We start from the raw sequence: 20850 nt of genomic DNA, 5'->3' as shown, positions 1-20850 counted from the left end.
GGCGATTTAGAGATCGATATAGGCACGAACCCGAGCGTTGATTAGCCTCGCGACCGCCCTCTCGAGTATGACCGAGATCATCGACGGAAAGGCCGTCGCGAGCGAGATCCGCGACGACCTGACGGACGCGATCGAGCGACTGGCCGACGCGGGTGCGCGGCCGGGACTGGCGACGGTGCTGATGGGCGACGATCCTGCAAGCCAGACCTACGTCGAGATGAAACGGCGCGACTGCGAGGAGGTCGGCATCGAGAGCACGCACGTCGACGTCGACGGCGACGCTCCCGCCGAGGAGCTGTACGATTCGATCGCCGACCTCAACGACGATCCCGAGATCCACGGCTACATCGTTCAAGCCCCGGTCCCCGACCACGTCGACTACCGCGAGGTGATCCGTCGGGTCGACCCCGCGAAGGACGTCGACGGCTTCCATCCGGAGAACGTCGGCCGACTCGTCGCGGGTGACGCTCGATTCCGGCCGTGTACGCCCCACGGCGTTCAGAAGCTGCTCGCCCACGCCGGCGTCGAACTCGAGGGCGCGGATGTAACGATCGTCGGTCGATCGGACATCGTCGGCAAACCCCTGGCGAACCTGCTGATCCAGAAGGCCGACGACGGGAACGCGACGGTGACGGTCTGTCACTCCCGAACCGAGAACCTCGCGGAGAAGACCCGCAGTGCGGATATCGTCGTCGCTGCCGCCGGCGCCCCCGAACTGATCGACGGCTCGATGATCGGCGACGGCGCAGTCGTGATCGACGTCGGCGTGAACCGCGTCGATGCGGATACGGAGAAGGGGTACGAACTCGTCGGCGACGTCGAATTCGAGAGCGCGGAGGAACGAGCGAGCGCGATCACGCCCGTCCCCGGCGGTGTCGGCCCGATGACCCGCGCGATGTTGCTGTACAACACGGTCAAAGCCGCGAGCTTGCAGACGGACGTGGACGTCGACCTGCCCTGACTACGTTACGCCGCCCGGCTCGAGGTCCTCGAGTCGGTTCTGGGCCTGCGTAAACGCCAGTTCGTCCCCCCGGAGTCCGTTCGCGAGGTCGCGGGTCGCCTCGAGCAGGCGCTCGGCCGTTTCCGGGTCGACGTCGCCGTCGAGCATCCGGATCCGCTTGACGTGGTCGCCGAGCGTCTCGAGGGCGCCGCGTTCGGCGTCGGTTAGCTCCCGATCCTCGGCCCAGCTCCGGACGTCCCGGCGGTACTCTCTGACCGCGTTCGCGTACGCGAGCCCGCGGGGACCCTGCAGGGGCGGCGGCACCTCCTCGGCGGGCGGTCGCTCGCCACGATCGGCACCACGGAGCAGGGAGAGGAAGTACAGCTCCTCGCGGTCCTCGAGGGCGACGGTCCGACCGACGACGTCGGCGACGTGGCGCAGTTCGGTCGCCGCCAGATAGCGGTCGTCGAGGTCGCGGAGGTCGCCGGCGTTGATGAACCCCCGTCGTCGAATGTATTCTTTCGCGTGATCGCGCGCGCGAGCCGCGAGGTCGTCGGTCGCGACGTCGTCGATATCGTTTCTGACCGAGGTGAGGTCGAACTCGACGGAGAGGTCGGTGTGTTCGGTTCGGTCGTCGAGACCGACGCTGCGCAGACTCCCGCAGGCCGGGCAGCCGACGTTGCCGGTCTCGTAGTACGACCACCGGGTACCACACTCCGTGCACTCGCGCTCGCCCCTGATCTTCATACGCGACGGCTACGGTCGGCCCGCAAAAAGACCCACCGACCCGGCTACGATTCTCCGGTCAACAGGAACCCCGCGGCAGCCCCGCCGACCGTCACCGTCAGCCAGTACGTACAGAGCCGATAGATCAGCGCGATCGTCAACGCGGCCGCGGGCTCGAGCCCGCCCAGGGTCGTCAGCGTCGCGGTGACCATCGCCTCGACGCCGCCGGTCCCGCCGGGGGCGGGGACGACCGAGCCGAGTTTCCCGAACGCGACGGCGACCGCGACGACCGCGAACGGGAGCTGATAGCCGAGCGCGGCCGCCCCGATGTAAACCGGGAGCATCAGAAACGTCATTCCGAGGTGGGCGGCGACGACGGCGATCAGCAGCGTTCGCTTATCGGCGGAGATGGTTTCGACCGTCCGGTAGAAGCCGTCGAGGCGATCCCGAACCGCCTCCGGAGCGAGGGGGTCGTCGAGTCGGCTGCTGAACCGGCCGACGAGCCGACGAACGAGGCTCGTCAGGCCGATGACGACCGTATAGACGACTGGGGGCCGATAGACGATCAGAGCGACGATCCCGAGGAGGGTGAAAAACAGGGCGCCGAAGGCGACGAACTGGTCGATCAGCCCGTCGCCGAGCGCGTCGCCGACGGTCAGCAGGCCGAGCGCGACGAACCCGAACGTGTAGTAGGGAACGTAGTTCAACAGATCGGCCGAGAGGACGCTCGCGAGCCCGTCCTCGTAGGCCATCGACTCGTCTTTCGAGACGAGGTAGGCGACGAGCGGTTCGGTCGCGATCTGGCCGTACGGCGTGACGTACTTGAGAAACATCGCGGTCAGAAACAGGCCGCCGATCTGGGTCCGGGAGAGCCCCTCGTCGACCAGCGAGAGGAACTGCTCCCACACCACTCCGCGAAAGGCAAGCGCGAGCAGTCCCGAGAGGACGCCGAGCGCGAGGATCGAGGGGTCGGCCGAGGAAAGCTCCGCGCGGAGGTCCCCACCCCCGACGGTTCGTATCAGGATCGCCAGGAGAAAGACGGCGAGCGCGAACCCGACTCCGATCCGCCGTTTCATGTGGGGACCATCACAGCAGGCGGTCAAATAACAACGGATTCGCCGATTCGGCAACGATCGAGCGACGCCGCGATCGGGAACGGACTCGTCGTCGGGATCGGTCGTGGTGGCGGAGTCGGAACCGGTTGTCGATCGGACCGTTCCGAACCCGAGCGATCGTCGTCCCGGCACCGCTGGCTCGGAGACCGAGCAACGACGGGATGTAGTGCCGAGCGGTCAATACGCCAATACTATAGATACGATGACAGTCACCGAATCGTGTCTACTTCCCAATAGGTCATTAATGTACGGCAGTTGCAGGCCACATCGAAACCAGCGGGAGCGTCCTACCGAAGGACATGTCACGCCCAGAACTGAACCGACGGAAGTTCGTCGCCGCAGCAGGTACCGCAAGCGCACTCGCCCTGGCCGGCTGTGCCGATGACGAGCCCGGCGAGGAGGACGACGATCTCGAGGACGAGGACGACGACCTCGAGGACGACGACGAGGACGACGAGATGATGGACGACGACGAGGAAGAAGCGGACGACGAGGACGACACCTACACGCTGACGGTAACCGTCGAGGAGGACGACGAACCCGTCGAGGGTGCCACCGTGACCCTCGAGGAGGACGACGGGATCGGCGACGACGACGACGACGAGGACGACGACCTCGAGGACGACGAAAATGGCGTGGACGACGACGAGGATGCCATGGATGACGACGCGATGGACGACGAGGACGACCTCGAGGACGATGACGACGCGATGGACGACGAGGACGACCTCGAGGACGATGACGACGACGCGATGGACGACGACGAGGACGAGGAAGAGGAGACCGACGAGGACGGCCAGGTCGAGTTCGAGGACCTCGAGGACGGCGACTACACCGTCAGCGCCGAGTACGAGGGCCAGGAGGCCGAGGAGGACGTCGAAATCGACGGCGACGACGAGGAAGTCACGCTGACGCTCGGCGAGGACGACGGAATGATGGACGACGATGACGACGAGGATGACGGAATGATGGACGATGACGACGAAGATGAGGACGACGGGATGATGGACGGCGATGACGACGATGACGACGAAGACGATGGCGTGTTGGACGACGACGACGAGGACGACGACTAATCTCGGAGAGAGGGCCCACGGGCCGTCGACCGGTCCACCGAATCACCCCCACGGATCGCCCAAGCGAACGGTTGTCGGGCGGAAAACGCTCACTTACTTTCGAAACGGAACGGCGCCTCGCGGAGCCGCCGCGACGAGCGCTCCCAATAGTGAATTAGCGTCCGCCACGGCGACCTTTTTTGCCGTCGGTCCGGTAGTGATCGGTATGCGAGATGAAGACGAGATCCGGGAGCAGTACGAGTTCCTCGAGGAACACCTCGAGAGCGAGGAGATGCGCCACGACGGCGTCAGAGAGATGTTCACCTACTACAAGCGCGCGCTGGGGTGGGTGCTCGAGGAAGAACACATCTGAGGACGGTCACGGATCGGGACCTATCACCGCCCGTTCCGTTTGCGACAGAGTTAAGTACAGGGAACGGAATCTTTCGAGTGACGCTTCGCTTGGAGGGCCGAAGCGTCAGCGGGGACCAATTCAGGGCGGCAAGCGGCCGCGCGACAGTTTTCGTCGCGCGGCTCGCTTTCCTGTTTACTACTACTGTTGAGCGAGAGGTACGTGAATGAACGGTGAGTTGTGCGCCGGTGTCGTCGGGGGGTTCGAACTGGACGATCGGAGACATGAAAGCGGAGTTACGATCCGCCCCCGACCGAACCCTCACTCAAGTTATCATTTGAAACTGGCCGAAACTGCTATCTTCGATGGTAATATCCCTGTTTCACTCGAAACGACCCGATAGCCTTATTAAAATTCGACAGTAAGTACCGGTGGTACTTTCCCAATGTACGACCTGACAGGATTCCAGCGGGATCTGCTCTACGTCATCGCTGGCGAGGACGAGCCACACGGACTGGCGATCAAGGAGGAACTCGAGGAGTACTACGAGAAGGAGATCCACCACGGACGGCTGTATCCGAACCTCGACACCCTCGTCGACAAGGGACTCATCGAGAAGGGGAGCCGCGACCGGCGGACCAACTTCTACACGGTCACTCGCCGGGGTCGCCGGGAACTCGAGGCGCGCCGGGAGTGGGAAGGACAGTACGTCGACCTGTAGCGGGTTCGCTCCGCTCGTCCTCGTCGTTCTCGAGAGGCGTTCGTACCGGCGCCCTCCGAGTCTCGAGTCGGCCGTCGGCGCCGAGCGAACCCGGTCGAACTCCGCCGGCCGTCGGCAGGCCGCTTATATACGGTCGAAATAAACTACGTGGAGTGAACGGGGTCACGTTGCAACTCGCCGAGGGGCCGCTCGACGCCACCGTCGCTCGAATCGCGCTCGCGGGGGCGCTCGGACTGTTCCTCGGCCTCGAGCGCGAGTGGTCACAGAAGTCCGCCGGGATCCGAACCTTCTCGCTGATCAGCCTCCTCGCGGCCGTTTTCACGATTCTCGTCCTCGAGACGGACCTCGGCGGGAGCCTGCTGTTCCTGGGCGGGTTGCTCGTGATCGTCCAGGGCGTGTTGCTCGCGGTGCAGGGGCTCCTCGCCGAGGACGAGGAGACCAGGCTCTCGCTGACGACGTCGGTGTCGATGCTGGTCGCCTACGGCGTCGGCGCGCTCGTTGCCTCCGGCTTCATCATCGAGGGCGTCACCGTCGCGGTTCTCTCGTCGCTCCTGTTGGTCCTGAAACGGGAACTCCACCAGTTCGCCGGTGGACTCAGTCGGGAGGAAATGCGCTCGACGACCGAGTTCGCCATCCTCGCGTTCGTCATCTACCCGCTGTTGCCCGCCGAGTACGACCTCGAGATCGGCGGGCTGACGATCCCGCTCGAGCCACAGGTGATCTGGCTGATGGTCGTCGCCGTCGCCGGGATCGGGATCGTCAACTACGCGATCGTCTCGACGTACGGCGGCCGCGGGATCGCCGTCACGGGCTTTTTCGGCGGGCTCGCCTCCTCGACGGCCGTCGTCGGAACGATGCTCGATCACGTCCGACAGCGACCCGAGGCGGCCTCCTACGCCGTCGCCGCGATCTTGCTCGCGAACGCAGCGATGGCCGCCCGGAACCTCGCGATCGCCGTCGGCTTCACGATCGGCAGCGGGAGCGCGATCCTGCTCGAGGCGGTCGTCCCGCTCGGCGCCGTCATCCTGGTGGCGTTCGTCATCGCCGGGCTGACGGCCGACTGGAGCGAATCGGGGGCGATGGAACTCGAGAGCCCGTTCTCGATGAAAAACGCCCTCGCGTTCGGCGCCGTCTTCCTCGTCGTGCTCGTGTTCGGGTCGCTGGCGGAGACCTGGTTCGGCACCCTCGGCTTCTACGCAACCGCGGTCGCCAGCGGATTCGTCTCGAGTGCGGGTGCGACGACCTCCGCGGTCGTTCTCTACCGCGGGGGCCAGCTCACCGGCGCCGAGGCGACGATCGCAATCCTGCTGGCGACGGTCTCGAGCATCCTCGTCAAGACGGCGCTGGCCGCGACCTCCTCGAACGCGCGGTTTCGCAACCGGGTCGCGCTCTACAGCGCGCTCCTGCTGATCGGCGGCGGACTCGCCACGCTGGCCGTCGTCATCTAACGCCGCGGGCGGGCAGTATCCCTTTAACACGCCCGCGTTCTAATCGCCTGCATGGACCGCGATACGGTCGAACCGCAGGTAGGAACGATTCCCGGTGAGCGGGCGAAACGGTGGGCCGACTCCCACCACCGCCACGCCGCCCCGAGCACGTACGTCTACGAGTTCGTCTGGGACACGCAGGCCGAGGCGATCGGCCCGTTCTGTACCGACGTCGACGGCAACGTTCTCATGGACTTCACGAGTCACGTCGGCGCCGCGCCGCTGGGGTACAACAATCCGGCGATTCGCGAGAAGCTCGAGGCGTTCGACCTCGTCGATCCGCTGAAGATCGCCGGCCAGGACTTCTACGCCAGCGGCGGCTGGCCGCCCGAAGACCCCGAGTTTCCGGGTCCGACCCAGCTCCAGGACCGCCTGATCGCGATGACCGACCGCTACGACATGGATCGGGTCTTCCTCTCGAACTCCGGCGCCGAGGCCGTCGAGAACGCGATCAAGATCTGTTACGCCTCGGGCGGCCACCGCGCTTTCACCTTCGACGGCGCCTTCCACGGCCGGACCCTGGGCGCGCTCTCGCTCAACCGTTCGAAGGCCGTCCACCGAACGGGCTACCCCGAGATCCCCGGCGTGATCAGCGTTCCCTACCCCTCGACGGGGGCGGGGTACGAGCGCGACTGGCTGACCGACGGCCCCGGCGGGAACGTCGTCGCCGACAAACTTCATCCCGACCGGGGCGTGATCGACCCCGACGAGGTCGCCTTCCTCATCCTCGAGCCGATCCAGGGCGAGGGCGGCTACCGCGTCGCCCACCCCGAGTTCGCTCGGGACCTCGAGGCCCTGCGCGAACGCTACGACCTGAAAATCGTCGCCGACGAGATCCAGTCCGGACTCGGACGGACGGGGGAGCTGTGGGCCGTCGACCACCTCGAGCTGACGCCGGACGTCATCACCAGCGCGAAGGGACTGCGCGTTGGCGCGACGATCTCGCGGTCGGACGTCTTCCCGGAGGAGACTGGGCGGATCTCCTCGACGTGGGGCGCCGGCGACGTGATCGCTGCGATGCAGGGCGCCCTGACGATCGACGCGATCCACGAGGGGAACCTGCTCGAGAACGTCCGCGATCGGGGCGAACAACTCAGGAGCCGACTCGAGCGGGCCGAGATTCCGGGGGCGATCGACGTCCGCGGGCGGGGACTGATGCTCGCCGTCGAGTTCGACACCAAGGAACGGCGAGAGGCCGTCGTCGAGGCCGCCTTCCGGCGGGGGCTGCTCACGATCGGCTGTGGCTACAAGTCGCTGCGACTTCTGCCGCCGCTGGACGTCACCGAGCGCGAGATCGATCTTGGGGTCGAACTGCTGCTCGAGGCGAGCGAAGCCGCCTCGACGTAGCGGTCGCGACTCACACGAAAGCCCCAGGTTCATGCGATCGACGCGCCTACTACGCACACGATGATCGGAGCACTCACCGTCGGCAAGAAGGCGCTACTGTTCGGGTACAAACGCTACGGAATTCCGGGGGCGATCGTCTCCGGCGGGATCTTCCTGGCCGGCTACGTCGCCGTTCGCCGGGCGCTGCGCGGCGGTGCGGACGCCGACTCTCTCGACGAGGCCCTCGAGGCCGAGCTGGGTCCGACCGACGGGAGCGACGACTCCTCGGACGACTCGAGCGCGTCGAACTAGCGACTGCGATCGCCCGACGACCGCAACACTATCCTGCAGCCGCCGTGAACCGCCGGTAGATGTCACGGGAACCGCGGATCCGGCGGCTCGTCGAGGAGCTCTCGCTCGAGGAGAAGGTTCGACTCACACACGGCGCGAACGACCCCGAGGGACGGGCGACGGGCTACGTGGCGGGCGTCGACCGGCTCGGGATCCCCCCGCTGCGGATGGCCGACGGTCCTCTCGGCGTGCGGATCCCCGGCGAGTCCGCGACGGCGTTTCCCGCGCCGATCGCGCTCGCAGCGTCGTTCGACGTGGAACTCGCACGCGAACACGGAGAGGCGCTCGGACGGGAGACCAGAGGCAAGGGACAGGACGTGCTGCTCGCGCCCGGCGCTAACCTCGTTCGGGTCCCCCACAACGGGCGGAACTTCGAGTACTTCGCCGAGGACCCCGTCCTCTCGGCGTCGTTCGCCGGCGCCGTCGTCGCGGGGATCCAGTCCCGGGACGTCGTCGCGACGCCGAAACACTACGTCGCGAACAGCCAGGAGACCGCCCGCGCTGCCGTCGACGCCGAGATCGACGAGCGCCCGCTGCGCGAACTGTACCTCCCGTCGTTCCGCTCGGCCGTCGAGGCCGGGGCTGGCTCGATCATGACCGCCTACAACGACGTCAACGGGACCCGGATGAGCGACCACGAGCGACTCGTTCGGGACGTGCTGAAGGACGAGTGGGAGTTCGGGGGGTACGTCGTCTCGGACTGGTTCGGCACCGAGACCGTCGCTGGCGCAGCAAACGGCGGGCTCGACGTCGAGATGCCCGGGATCACGCTGGCCGAGATGCAGGCCGCGATGGCCGACGACGACACTGCCGACGAAGGGGGTGACGTTCCGGACGTGATCGCCGACGGGATGCCGGACGCCGAGAGCTGCGAGCGGTTCGCCGCCGCTCTGGCCGACGCGGTCGAGTCCGGTACGGTCTCGGAGGACCGACTCGACGACATGGTCACGCGGGTCCTCCGGGTGATGGATCGCGTCAACCTGCTCGAGGAGGGTGACGGCCGTGTAGACGGCGCGGTCGACACGCCCGCCCACCGCGACCTGGCGACTCGCGTCGCGACGCGCGGGACGGTCCTGCTCGAGAACGACGGCGTTCTCCCACTCTCGGACGACGCGGACGTCGCCGTTATCGGCCCAAACGTCGACGAGCCCGTTCTCGGGGGCGGGGGCTCCTCGGAGACGACGCCCGTCGTCGAGAGCGATCCGCAAACCGGAATCGCCGAGCGCGCCGAGGGCGGGGTGGCAGTCGCACACGGCCTCCCGCGGGTCGAGGAGGTGTCGATGCTCGAGGAGTTCACCGGCGGCGAGGACGACCGCGCGGAGCCGAGCCGGGAGCCCGACCTCGAGGGCGCCGCGGCGACCGCACGCGAGGCCGACGTCGCGGTCGTCTTCGTCCGCGACACGGCGAGCGAGGCGATCGACCGCGAGGATCTGCGCCTGCCCGGTCGTCAGGACGAACTGGTCGAGACCGTCGCCGCCGAAAACGACCGCACGGTCGTCGTCGTCAACTCGAGCGGCCCGATCGAGTGTCCCTGGCGCGAGGAGGTCGCGGCTGTCCTCGAGAACTGGTACCCCGGCCAGGCCCACGGCGAGGCCGTCGCTGCGGTGCTGTACGGCGACGCCGACCCAGGCGGACGGCTCCCCGTGACGTTCGCGCCCGAGGACGCCTACCCGACGGCAGACGAACGGCGCTATCCGGGCGTCGACGGGACGGCCCGCTACGACGAGGGCGTCTTCGTCGGCTACCGCCACTTCGATTCGGCCGAGCGGGAGCCGACCTATCCCTTTGGCCACGGCCGCAGCTACGCCGACTACGAGTACGTCGACGCCGACCCGGACCTCGAGGACGGAACTGTTCGCGTCACCGTCGAGAACACGGCCGACCGGGACGGTCGGGAGGTCGTCCAGGTCTACGTCCGCCCGCCGTCCGTCGACGGGGTCGACCGTCCCGTTCGCGAACTCGCGGGCTTCGAGAGCGGCGCGATCCCGGCCGGCGAGCGCGTCTCCGTGGCGGTCGACCTCGATGACCTCGCGTTCGCCCGCTACGGCGAGGACGGCTGGACGGTCGATCCCGGCGAGTACGTCCTCGAGATCGGTCGGTCCTCGCGGGACGTTCGGACGATCCAGCGGACGGAACTCGACTCGGGGTTCCGGGAACGGGTTCGGCGGTCGCTCGCGACCGGTGAGGCGGCGTCGGACGAACGCGCTCACCGATAGTCGCCCGTCCGAGGCCGTCGTTCGGGCGGGAACCGAGCTATGTCCGTCCGGTCGCGCTCCACCGGAGTCTCGAAAATCCCGACACGCTCTTTCCGGGCTGGTTCGTACTCGAGGTGTGTCCACAACCATCACGACCCCGGAAGCGGACGAAACCTGCGAGTACTGCGAATCGCGCATTTTCGACCACGAGCCGATCTGCGTCCGCGACTGTACCGACGACTGCGGGTCGCCGAGGTACTTCTGTAACTACGCCTGTCTCTCGGCGTACATAACCGAAACCGATCTGACGACCGGAAACGCGTGTGAGTGGGCGCCCGACGGACGCGACGGCCGCTGATCACGACACCGTCGAGTGATACCGAAGCCGCACGACACCTGCTACTGGCCTCGCAGCTCCTCGACGTGGTCGATCCGCTGCTGGACGAGGTCGGATTTCCCGATGTCGTGGCGGACGTGCAGCCCCTCCTCGCCGGCGACCTCGAGAGCCGCTTCCGCGAGTTCCTCTGCCTCAGTGATCGAGTCGGCGACGCCGACGAGAGCGAAGGCTCGCGAGGTCGTCGTATAGATGCCGTCCTCGCGTTCGTCCACGCTAGCATAGTAAAGTAATGCGTCGCCGGCACTCTCTTCGTCGACCTGCACCTTCGCACCCGCCTTCGGGTCCGTCGGGTACCCCTCCGGAACCGCGTACTTACAGACCGTCGCCTGCGGGGCGAACTCGAGTTCCGGCAGCGCCTCGCCGTCGCGGGCGGCCGTGATGACCTCGAGGAAATCGGTCTCGAGGACCGGCAGTGTGTTCATCGCCTCGGGGTCGCCGAAGCGGGCGTTGAACTCGATCACCTTCGGCCCCTCGCTGGTGAGCATGAACTGGCCGTAGAGGATCCCCCGGTACTCCTCGAGGGCGTCGACGGTCGCCTCGATCACCGAGACGGCCTCGTCGTAGTCGTCCTCGGTCATGAAGGGGAGCTCGAACGTCGCATCCGAGTAGCTTCCCATACCACCGGTGTTCGGTCCCTCGTCGCCCTCGTAGGCCCGCTTGTGGTCTTGAACCGCGGGCGCGGTGCGGACCTCGCCGTCGGCGACGAACGCCTGGACGGTGAACTCCTCGCCGATCAGTCGCTCCTCGAGGACGATCCGATCGTAGTCCGAGCCGCGGATGTACTCCTTGCCCTCCTCGGCGGAGACCTGGTCGCCGATGACTTTCACGCCCTTGCCGCCCGTGAGGCCGGCGGGCTTGATCGCGAGGTCGCCGTCGTACTCGTCGATAAAGTTACAGGCCGCCTCCATATCGTCGAAGGTCTCGAACTCCGGACAGCCGGGGACGTCGTGTTCGGCCATGAACCGTCGCTGGAACGCCTTGTCCGTCTCGATGCGGGCGTCCTCGGCCTTCGGGCCGAAGGCGTAGATTCCGGCCTCCTCGAGTTCGTCCACGATACCGGCCTCGAGGGGCGCCTCGGGGCCGACGACCGCCAGCGTCGCCCCGACGTCCTCGGCGTACTCGCGGACCGCCTTCGGGTTGGTCGTCTCGAGGGTCTCGAACTCGGTCGCGATCCGGGCGATCCCCGGGTTTCGGTTGCCGGCACAGGCGTAGAGGTCGGCCTCGCTACCCGCAAGCGCCCGCGCGATCGCGTGTTCGCGCCCGCCGCCGCCGATCAGGAGCACGTGCTCTGCCATGCTCGATAGCGAAACGCACGAACCTGTAAGTGTTACCCTTCGTGCGAGCGGGAAGTATGCACGAGTACGGGTATCGAACGGGACCGCCGTCGCGATCGATCGCTCTCATACGGACTATTGTAGTTCTTTACCGGTGATCGCTGTCCCCGCCCGAGCGATCACCGGTAGAACGCTACAACAATCCGTATCAGTCGTCGTCGGCGGCCGAGGGCTCGAGGGGCGCGCCGGCGTCCTCGTCGGTGTCGCCCTCCTCGATCCCGTCCGGCCGCGGGAAGTGCTCGATCGTCCGTTCGCGGAACGCCTCCTCGTCGAACTCGTACTCGCCCTCGAGGAACTCGAGCACCTCGAGGGTGTCGCGTCGCGCGTTCTTCAGGCAGGTCGAGGCGCCCGGCGAGGGGGTGATGTTGAAGATGATGTCGTCGCCGACGATCTTCGCCTCGCCCATGTCGAGGGACTTCGTCTCGGTGTCGACGATCTGGGGGCGGACGCCGCCGTACCCCTTCGCGCGCTCGATGTCGTCGAGTTCGACGCTGGGGACGACCTTCTGGACGTGGGGGAGGAACTGCTTCGGGCCGACGTTTGGCACGTCGTAGACGAGATTTCGAAGGACGTACGGCAGGAGGATGCGATCCGAGAGGATGTTCGCGTAGCTGAGAAACGCGGCGGCGTTGAGCCCGAAGACGTCCAGGAAGTCGGTGACGGTGGAGATGCGTCCGCGCTCGAGGGTCGGGACGAGCTTCGCGGTCGGACCGAAACGCGTGATCGAGGGGTCGTGGACGTCCGCGTCGCCGTGGACCGCGGCGAACGGCAGCTTCTTCATCTGGAGGGTGTAGACCTTCCCGTTGAGCAGGTCGTCCGCGAGGAAGAAACTGCCCGCGACCGGGAGGAGGACCTTGTTCTCGCCGTAGCCCAGCTCCTTGGCGATCTGGAGGCTGTGGGAGCCGGCGGCGACGACGGTCGCCTCGCAGTCGAATCGGCCGTCGGTCGTCTCGATCGTGTAGCCGTCCAGCGTCGGCGTGATGTCCTCGACCTTCGTCCCGGTGTAGACGTCGACGCCCGCCTCCTCGCGCGCGAGTTCGACGAACGACTGGGTCGTCGCGCCGTAGTCGACGACGTAGCCGTCGGGCGTCTGGAGCGCGCGCAGTTCCTTGTCCGGATCCCGGTCCTCGACGACCTTCGGCTCGATCTCGGCGATCTCCTCGCGGCCGATCGAGCGCAGTTTCGGGAATAGGTCGCCGAAGCCGTCGCCCTCGTAACGTCGCTCGAGCTCCGCGACCTCCTCGTTGCCCACGCCCAGCACCATCTTGCTGCGCTTGTCGTGCATCTCGCGGTCGGGGTCGTGGTTCTCGAGGTAGCCCGCGAGCATCTCCGCGCCCTCCTTTACCTCTCGGGCCTTCTCGAGGGTGTAGTTGGTCTCGATGTCCCCGAAGTGGAGGGTCTGGGAGTTGTTCGTGTGATCGGAGTTGATCGCCGCAATCTCGTCTTCCTTCTCGATCAGTGCGATGGAGTCGATATCGGTAAACGTCGCGGTCGTGTACAGCAGCGAGGCACCGCTGATGCCGCCGCCGACGATAACGAGGTCGTACTTGCCAGACATTGTTATGGTGGCCGCTATGTGTCCCACTTCGGTCCAGACGTATAACTCATATTTTTCTGTCGGAAGATTCGTCGATCGACGAAAACCGTCTCGACGAGGGGTGTGTCGCCCTCGAGCGAGGGTCTCTCAGCCGTCCCAGTAGACGTGTCAGTAAGTTCGATCGAGCCGACGAAACACAAACAAATTATTCGACCGCTGCAAAAGGCGGTCTAATGCGACAGTACCTCGAGCTCGTCGACTCGGTGCTCTCGACGGGGACCCACAAACCGAATCGGACCGGGGTCGACACGATCTCGTCGTTCAGCGAACACTACGAGGTCGACCTCCGGGAGGGGTTCCCGCTGTTGACGACCAAGCAGATGGACGGCTACCGCTGGAACTCGATGCTCCACGAGGTCGCCTGGTACCTCTCGGGTGAGGAGCACATCCGGGAGCTTCGCGAGGAGACGAAGATCTGGGACGCCTGGGCCGACGACGAGGGGCGCCTCGACACCGCCTACGGCCGGTTCTGGCGGCGGTATCCCGTTCCCGACGGCGAGAGCCGGCTCGAGGGCGAGAGCTGGCCCGACGAGGGCCACCGGTGGGTCACCGAGGAGGCCGACGGCCGCCGCACGTTCGACCAGCTGCAGTACGTCGTCGACGCGCTTTCGGATTCGCCGAACTCCCGACGGCTCGTAGTCAACGCCTGGCACCCCGCGAACGCGGCCGTCTCGACGCTGCCGCCGTGTCACTACTCGTTCGTCTTCAACGTCCAGGGCGACCGGCTGAACTGCCATCTGACCCAGCGCTCGGGCGACGTTGCGCTCGGAATCCCGTTCAACATCGCGGCCTACGCGCTCCTGACGAAGGTCGTCGCCAGACAGACCGGATTCGAGCCCGGCACCTTCGCCCACACCGTCGTCGACGCCCACGTCTACTGCGGGCGCGGCGAGCGCGGGGAGTGGTACGCCGACAACCTCGAGGGCCTGCAGTCCCGGCTCGCCAACGTCGACGAGCGCGAGGACTACCTCGCGGTCAGGGAGTGGCTCGAGAGCGAGGCCCCCGCCGAGGCCGACGGCGACGAACGGCTCGATCACGTCCCCGGCCTGCTCGAGCAGTGCTCGCGCGAACCGCTCGAGCGGCCGACCCTCGAGATCGGCGACGCCTCGATCGACGACCTCTCGGTCGAAGACCTCGAGCTTCGGGGCTACGACTCACACGAGGGACTCCGGTTCGCGGTGGCCGAATGACCGCTCCCGAACTCGAAACCGACCTCGAACTCGCCGCCATCGTCGCCGTCGCCGACAACGGCGTCATCGGAAGAGACGGAGAGATGCCCTGGCACCTCCCCGCGGATCTTCAGCACTTCAAGGAGACGACGATGGGACACCCCGTGATTATGGGGCGAGTGACCTACGAGGGCATCCTCGAGACGCTGGGCGAGCCGCTGCCGGGGCGGACGACGATCGTCCTCACGAGCCGAGCGCTCGAGACCCCCGAGAACGCCGTCGTCGCCGAGAGTCTCGAGGACGCGCTCGAGAAAGCCGAAACCGTGGCCGAGCAGCGCCACGACGGAGCCGACACCGTCTTCGTCGCGGGCGGCGCGACGATCTACGAGCAGTTCCTTCCCGCGCTCGATCGGCTGGTCGTCACGGAAGTCGACCGCGAGCCGGCGGGCGACACCGAGTTCCCCGACTGGGATCCCGAGGCCTGGACCGAGGTCGATCGGGACGAGCGCGACGGGTTCGCGTTCGTCGAGTACGTCCGCCGGGGGTAACCGATGCAGGGGTCGATCGCCGACGCCGTCGCTCGCGTCCTCGAGTGCGACGTCGTCGAGACGACCGCGCTCGAGGGCGGCCAGATCGGCTCCGTCCACCGCGTCGGTCTGGCCGACGGCTCGTCAGTCGTCGCGAAGACGGGCGAGACCCCCCTCGAGGTCGAGGCGTTCATGCTCCAGTTTCTCGCGACCGAGAGCGAACTCCCGGTACCCGACGTCTACCAGGCCGATGCCGACCTGCTGGTGCTCGAGCACGTCGCGGGGACGACCGACCACGGTCCGGCCGTCGCGCGGGATGCTGCGGACCACCTAGCTCGGCTGCACGGCGTCGAGGCCGAGGCGGTCGGGTTCGAACGGGACACCCTCACCGGTCCCGTCCGCCAGCCCAACCCCTGGACCGACTCCTGGATCGACTTCTACCGCGAGCACCGCCTCGCACACGTCGCCGAACTCGCACTCGAGTCGGGGTCGCTGTCGCCCTCGCTCGCGAAACGCCTCGAGATCCTCTACTCGGGACTCGAGGACCTGCTCTCCGAGCCCGCGGCGCCCGCGCTGATCCACGGCGACGTCTGGACGACGAACGTGCTCTCGCGAGACGGCGAGGTGACGGCGTTTCTCGACCCGGCGACGTACTACGCCCACCCCGAGGTCGAACTCGCCTACGTCGACTGGACCGGGACCTTCGGCGGGGAGTTCTTCGAGCGCTACCGGGAGCGACGGGGGATCGAGCCGGGGTTCTTCGAGCGACGACGGTACGTCTACCGGCTCTACCCGCTGCTCGTCCACGTCCACCTCTTCGGCGGTCGGTACCCCGGGCGGCTCGAGGCGACCCTCGAGCGGTTGGGGTACTAACACCGACTCGGGGGAACGAACTCCTCGAGCGACCCTCGCTTCCCGTCCGCTCACTCCGGATGTCTCGAGCTTTTGAAACGGTCTCCCGAGCCACCAAATATAGGGAGTATATGTTCTCTAGGGAATATTCTCGAGGGATTCAAATACCACGGGTTCGCAGCTCCGATATGGTAGTTGATGAGTTCTCGGAGGCGATCCGGGAGTTCGAACACGACGGCGAGACGTACAAGATGGCGGACCTCACGGTCCTCGAGGAGGAGGGACTCTGCGACCTCGAGAAACTGCCGGTGAGCATTCGGATCCTGCTCGAGTCCGTGCTTCGGAACGCGGACGGCGGTCAGATCGACGCCGACTCGATCCGCGCCGCGGCATCCTGGGAGCCGGACGTGCCGGACGCCGAAGTACCCTTTACCGTGTCGCGGGTCGTCCTGCAGGACCTGACCGGCGTTCCCGCAGTGGTGGACCTCGCGGCGCTGCGATCGGCCGCGGACCGCAAGGGCGTCGACCCGACGGTCGTCGAACCCGAAGTGCCCTGCGACCTCGTGATCGACCACAGCGTGCAGGTCGACCACTTCGGCAGCGCCGATGCCTACGAGAAGAACGTCGAGATCGAGTACGAACGAAACGAGGAGCGCTACCGCGCGATCAAGTGGGCCCAGGGGGCCTTCGACGAGTTCAACGTCGTCCCGCCGGGGACGGGGATCGTCCACCAGGTCAACCTCGAACACCTCGGACGGGTCGTCCACGAGCGCGAGGTCGACGGGGAGCAGTGGCTGGTGCCCGACACGCTCGTCGGCACCGACAGCCACACTCCCATGATCGGCGGCATCGGCGTCGTCGGCTGGGGCGTCGGCGGGATCGAGGCCGAGGCCGCCTTGCTCGGCCAGCCGATCAACATGAGCCTGCCGGAGGTCGTCGGCGTCCGTCTCGAGGGCGAACTCCCCGAGGGAGCAACGGCGACGGACCTGGTGCTCCACATCACCGAGAAACTGCGCGAGGTCGGCGTCGTCGACAAGTTCGTCGAGTTCTTCGGTCCCGGCGTTTCCGAACTCTCGGTGGCCGACCGCGCCACGATCTCGAACATGGCCCCCGAACAGGGGTCGACGATCAGCATGTTCCCCGTCGACGAGAAGACACTGGAGTACCTCGAGCTCACGGGACGGGATCCCGACCACGTCGACCTCGTCCGGGAGTACCTCGAGGCCCAGGGGCTGTTCGGCGAGCAGGAGCCCGACTACACCGAAACCGTCGACTTCGACCTCGGCGACGTCGAACCCAGCCTCGCGGGCCACAAGAAGCCCCACGACCGCATCCCGATGGGCGATCTGGACGAGCACTTCCCCGTGTTGCTCCAGGAGGAGGGCGTCCTCGGTACAGGTGGCGAGCCTGCCATCAGTGACGGAAGCGGTGCAACCGCGGCGGACGCGACCGACGCCGACGAACCCGGACTCGCGCTCGACGAGAAGGTCCCCGTCGAACTCGAGGACGGCCGCGAGGTCGAGATCGGTCACGGCGACGTCCTCGTCAGCGCGATCACGTCCTGTACGAACACCTCGAACCCGTCGGTGATGGTCGCCGCCGGCCTGCTGGCCCGCAACGCGGCCGAGCAGGGACTCGAGGTGCCCGACTACGTCAAGACGAGCCTCGCACCCGGGAGCCGCGTCGTCACGGAGTATCTCGAACGGGCGGAGCTGCTCGACGATCTCGAGGAGCTGGGGTATCACGTCGTCGGTTACGGCTGTACGACCTGTATCGGCAACTCCGGACCGCTCCCGAAGCCCATCGAGAACGCCATCGACGAACACGACCTCTGGACGACGAGCGTCCTCTCCGGAAATCGGAACTTCGAGGCCCGAATCCACCCGAAGATCAAGGCGAACTACCTCGCCAGCCCGCCGCTGGTCGTCGCCTACGGGCTCGCCGGGAAGATGGATATCGACCTCGAGAACGAACCGCTCGGCACGAACGACGACGGCGAAGCGGTCTACCTCGAGGACGTCTGGCCCGACGCCGAGGAGATCCGCGAGACGATCCACGACAGCGTCTCGCCGGAGATGTTCGAAGAGAAGTACGCCAGCGTCTACGAGGGCGACGAGCGCTGGGAGGCTCTGGACGCCCCCGAGGGCGACGTCTACGACTGGGACGACGAGTCGACCTACATCCGCGAGCCGCCGTTCTTCCAGGAGTTCCCGCTCGAGAAACCGGGCGTCGGCAACGTCGAGGGCGCCCGCGCGCTGCTGACCCTCGGCGACACGGTCACGACCGACCACATCAGCCCCGCGGGGCTGTTCGGCGAGGACTTGCCCGCCGGCCAGTGGCTCAAAGAGCGCGGCGTACCGGTCCACGAGTTCAACACCTACGGCTCGCGCCGCGGGAACCACGAGGTCATGATGCGGGGTACGTTCGCCAACGTCCGCATCGAGAACGAACTGCTCGACGGGAAGGAGGGTGGGTACACGATTCACCATCCGACGGGTGAGGAGAGCGAGGCGCTACGCGCCTCGGAAGAAACGAGCGGGGAGCAAAGCGACCCGCGAGTCACGACCGTCTTCGAGGCCTCCGAGCGCTACCGCGAGGAGGACACGCCGCTGATCGTCATGGCCGGCGAGGAGCTGGGAACCGGCTCGAGCCGCGACTGGGCCGCCAAGGGGACCGACCTGCTGGGTATCCGCGCGACCATCGGCAAGAGCTACGAGCGCATCTACCGCGACAACCTCATCGGCATGGGCGTCCTCCCGCTGCAGTTCGACGAGGGCGAGGGCTGGGCGGAACTCGGCCTCGAGGGCGACGAGCAGTACACGATCGAAGGGCTGGAGGACGGGCTCGAGCCCAACGCCGAACTGGCCGTCACCGCCACCGACGACGACGGTGAGACGACGGAGTTCACGGTGACCGCGCAGGTCGACACGCCGATGGCGGTCGAGTACGTCGAGAACGGCGGCGTCTTGCATCTCGTGTTGCGGCGGCTGCTGCAAGAGGAGACGAACTGACCCCGATCGACACCGATTCTTTTGGCGGCTCGCTCGAGCGCGACGAGCGCGAGGCAGAAGGACGTTTCGTCGGACAGCGAGCGCCAGCGTCTTTGGGGTTCCGTACGCAACGTCGATCGATGACCGACCTGCGATACCTCCCCGACGCGGACGGCGTGACCGCGTTCACCGCGACGATCACGGAGACGAGCGAGGACAGCGTCTTCCTCGACGGTACCTACTTTTATCCCGAGGGCGGCGGCCAGCCCGCCGACCGCGGCGTCCTCGAGTGGGACGGCGGCCGCGCAGACGTGGTCGACGTCCGGAAGGACCACGGCGACGTGCGCCACGACGTCGAGCTTCGAGCGGGGGAACTCCCGCCCGAGGGAACGACGGTCGAGGGGCGGATCGACGGGGACCGTCGCCGCAAACTGAGCCGGATGCACACGGCCCAGCACGTCGTCTCCCGCGTCGTCCTCGAGGAGTACGGGGCGAGTACCGCCGGCAACCAGGTCTACCCGGACCGGTCGCGGATCGACTTCGAGCCCGCGTCGTTCGACGACGACGATCTCGAGTTCATCGAGCAGCGGTCGAACGAGGCCATCGAGCGTGACCTCCCAGTTACCAAGGAGAACCGTCCGCGGCCGGCCGTCGAGGACGCGGTCGACGAGGGCCGCGCACTGTTAGATCTGATCCCGGACTCCGTCGATCCGCTCCGCGTGGTCGAGATCGAGGCGTTCGATCTCTGTCCCTGCGGCGGCACCCACGTCTCCCGACTCGGCGAGATCGGGCGGCTAACCATCACTGACCACGTTTCGAAGGGCGAGGACACCGAACGGATCGAATTCGAACTCGAGGATCCGACCTGAGTGGCGGGCCGCGTCCGGGTTACGAGGAGCGCGGGCTCGCGCGGGTCGTCACGCTTATCGTCGCGGTCGCGGGGTACGCCGAGCTTTTCCGGCGTCCGATCGTAGGTTGCCTCATGACCGCCCCGACCGAGCGCAATCGGCTCGACGAGGAGGAGAGCCCCTACCTGCGCCAGCACGCGGACAATCCCGTCAACTGGCAGCCGTGGGATCAACAGGCCCTCGAGACCGCGCGCGAACAGGACAAACCGATCTTCCTCTCGATCGGCTACTCGGCGTGTCACTGGTGTCACGTCATGGAGGAGGAGAGCTTCGCCGACGAGGAGGTCGCCGAGGTGTTGAACGAGGAGTTCGTCCCGATCAAGGTCGACCGCGAGGAGCGCCCCGACGTCGACAGCATCTACATAACCGTCTGCCAGCTGGTCAGCGGCGGGGGCGGCTGGCCGCTGTCGGCGTGGCTCACGCCGGAGGGAAAGCCGTTCTACGTCGGCACCTACTTCCCGAAGCGCTCGAAGCGGGGCCAGCCGGGCTTTCTCGACCTCATCGAGGGGCTGGCCGACTCCTGGGAGACCGACCGCGAGGAGATCGAGAACCGGGCCGACCAGTGGACCGAGGCGGCCCGAGATCAGCTCGAGGAGACTCCTGACTCGGTCGGCGCCGCTGAACCGCCCTCGAGCGACGTCTTGGAGCGGGCGGCCGACGCCGCGCTGCGCAGCGCGGACCGCCAGAACGGCGGCTTCGGCTCCGGCGGGCCGAAGTTCCCTCAGCCCTCGCGGCTGCGCGCGCTCGCCCGGGCGTACGACCGAACCGAGCGCGGCGACTATCTCGAGGTCCTCGAGGGATCGCTCAC

The 20850-nt window shown here is 66.9% G+C and carries 19 protein-coding genes; 15 read left to right on the top strand and 4 right to left on the bottom strand.

The window, feature by feature from the left end:
* Positions 1–67: 67 nt before the first annotated feature.
* On the top strand, positions 68–961 hold the full coding sequence (locus tag ACNA7R_RS08530; protein ID WP_416283142.1) for a bifunctional methylenetetrahydrofolate dehydrogenase/methenyltetrahydrofolate cyclohydrolase: 894 nt from the start codon (positions 68–70) through the stop codon (positions 959–961).
* Here the strand turns inward: ACNA7R_RS08530 and ACNA7R_RS08525 are convergent, their stop codons facing one another.
* Together ACNA7R_RS08525 and ACNA7R_RS08520 are read right to left on the bottom strand one after the other, a co-directional pair.
* A complete protein-coding gene (locus ACNA7R_RS08525) occupies positions 962–1687 on the bottom strand; it encodes a TFIIB-type zinc ribbon-containing protein (protein WP_416283141.1) in 726 nt (241 codons plus the stop codon).
* Positions 1688–1731: 44 nt separating this feature from the next.
* Positions 1732–2742 (bottom strand): lysylphosphatidylglycerol synthase transmembrane domain-containing protein, encoded by a 1011-nt coding sequence (locus tag ACNA7R_RS08520; protein ID WP_416283140.1) that lies wholly within the window; start codon positions 2740–2742, stop codon positions 1732–1734.
* 338 nt (positions 2743–3080) lie between these two features.
* Between ACNA7R_RS08520 and ACNA7R_RS08515 the strand changes: the two genes are divergently transcribed.
* The 8 genes from ACNA7R_RS08515 (at position 3081) to ACNA7R_RS08480 (ending at position 10626) form a co-directional block, all read left to right on the top strand.
* Positions 3081–3857 carry a hypothetical protein gene (locus tag ACNA7R_RS08515; protein WP_416283139.1) on the top strand — a complete coding sequence of 259 codons (777 nt, stop codon included), beginning with the start codon at positions 3081–3083 and terminating at the stop codon, positions 3855–3857.
* A gap of 205 nt (positions 3858–4062) precedes the next feature.
* Positions 4063–4209 (top strand): hypothetical protein, encoded by a 147-nt coding sequence (locus ACNA7R_RS08510; RefSeq protein WP_416283138.1) that lies wholly within the window; start codon positions 4063–4065, stop codon positions 4207–4209.
* A gap of 424 nt (positions 4210–4633) precedes the next feature.
* Positions 4634–4909: a PadR family transcriptional regulator gene (locus ACNA7R_RS08505; protein ID WP_416283137.1), complete on the top strand. Its 276-nt coding sequence runs from the start codon at positions 4634–4636 to the stop codon at positions 4907–4909.
* A 152-nt stretch (positions 4910–5061) separates the two neighbouring features.
* Positions 5062–6357: an MgtC/SapB family protein gene (locus ACNA7R_RS08500; protein ID WP_416283136.1), complete on the top strand. Its 1296-nt coding sequence runs from the start codon at positions 5062–5064 to the stop codon at positions 6355–6357.
* Positions 6358–6408: 51 nt separating this feature from the next.
* The gene (locus ACNA7R_RS08495) at positions 6409–7743 is read left to right on the top strand and encodes an aminotransferase class III-fold pyridoxal phosphate-dependent enzyme (protein WP_416283135.1); all 1335 of its coding nucleotides are present in this window, start codon (positions 6409–6411) and stop codon (positions 7741–7743) included.
* Between the two features lie 60 nt (positions 7744–7803).
* A complete protein-coding gene (locus ACNA7R_RS08490; RefSeq protein WP_416283134.1) occupies positions 7804–8034 on the top strand; it encodes a hypothetical protein in 231 nt (76 codons plus the stop codon).
* 59 nt (positions 8035–8093) lie between these two features.
* Positions 8094–10289 (top strand): beta-glucosidase, encoded by a 2196-nt coding sequence (locus tag ACNA7R_RS08485; protein ID WP_416283133.1) that lies wholly within the window; start codon positions 8094–8096, stop codon positions 10287–10289.
* A 115-nt stretch (positions 10290–10404) separates the two neighbouring features.
* Entirely contained in the window at positions 10405–10626 is a 222-nt protein-coding gene (locus tag ACNA7R_RS08480; RefSeq protein ID WP_416283132.1) for a hypothetical protein, read from the top strand.
* A 41-nt stretch (positions 10627–10667) separates the two neighbouring features.
* On the opposite strand, the gene purD is transcribed toward ACNA7R_RS08480, so the two are convergent.
* Together purD and ACNA7R_RS08470 are read right to left on the bottom strand one after the other, a co-directional pair.
* Positions 10668–11960, bottom strand: a complete 1293-nt coding sequence (gene purD / locus ACNA7R_RS08475; RefSeq protein WP_416283131.1) for a phosphoribosylamine--glycine ligase — start codon at positions 11958–11960, stop codon at positions 10668–10670.
* A 187-nt stretch (positions 11961–12147) separates the two neighbouring features.
* Positions 12148–13557: an FAD-dependent oxidoreductase gene (locus ACNA7R_RS08470; protein WP_416283130.1), complete on the bottom strand. Its 1410-nt coding sequence runs from the start codon at positions 13555–13557 to the stop codon at positions 12148–12150.
* Positions 13558–13769: 212 nt separating this feature from the next.
* Between ACNA7R_RS08470 and thyA the strand changes: the two genes are divergently transcribed.
* The 6 genes from thyA to ACNA7R_RS08440 form a co-directional block, all read left to right on the top strand.
* Positions 13770–14786, top strand: coding sequence for a thymidylate synthase (gene thyA, locus ACNA7R_RS08465; RefSeq protein ID WP_416283129.1), 1017 nt, complete (start codon positions 13770–13772; stop codon positions 14784–14786).
* The gene (locus tag ACNA7R_RS08460) at positions 14783–15313 is read left to right on the top strand and encodes a dihydrofolate reductase (RefSeq protein WP_416283128.1); all 531 of its coding nucleotides are present in this window, start codon (positions 14783–14785) and stop codon (positions 15311–15313) included. Before thyA ends, ACNA7R_RS08460 begins: the two co-directional genes overlap by 4 nt.
* A gap of 3 nt (positions 15314–15316) precedes the next feature.
* Positions 15317–16165: a fructosamine kinase family protein gene (locus ACNA7R_RS08455; RefSeq protein WP_416283127.1), complete on the top strand. Its 849-nt coding sequence runs from the start codon at positions 15317–15319 to the stop codon at positions 16163–16165.
* A 167-nt stretch (positions 16166–16332) separates the two neighbouring features.
* Complete coding sequence (gene acnA, locus ACNA7R_RS08450; protein WP_416283126.1) at positions 16333–19155, top strand: aconitate hydratase AcnA; 2823 nt, start codon at positions 16333–16335, stop codon at positions 19153–19155.
* Positions 19156–19274: 119 nt separating this feature from the next.
* Positions 19275–20003, top strand: a complete 729-nt coding sequence (locus tag ACNA7R_RS08445; RefSeq protein WP_416283125.1) for an alanyl-tRNA editing protein — start codon at positions 19275–19277, stop codon at positions 20001–20003.
* 113 nt (positions 20004–20116) lie between these two features.
* Positions 20117–20850: thioredoxin domain-containing protein (locus ACNA7R_RS08440; protein ID WP_416283124.1), on the top strand; the 734-nt coding region annotated here is incomplete at its 3' end.

Origin of the sequence: Natronococcus sp. (genome assembly GCF_047921035.1) — an archaeon.
In the GTDB taxonomy this organism is placed as follows: Archaea; Halobacteriota; Halobacteria; order Halobacteriales; family Natrialbaceae; genus Natronococcus.
This window is presented reverse-complemented; position numbering and strand designations above follow the sequence as displayed.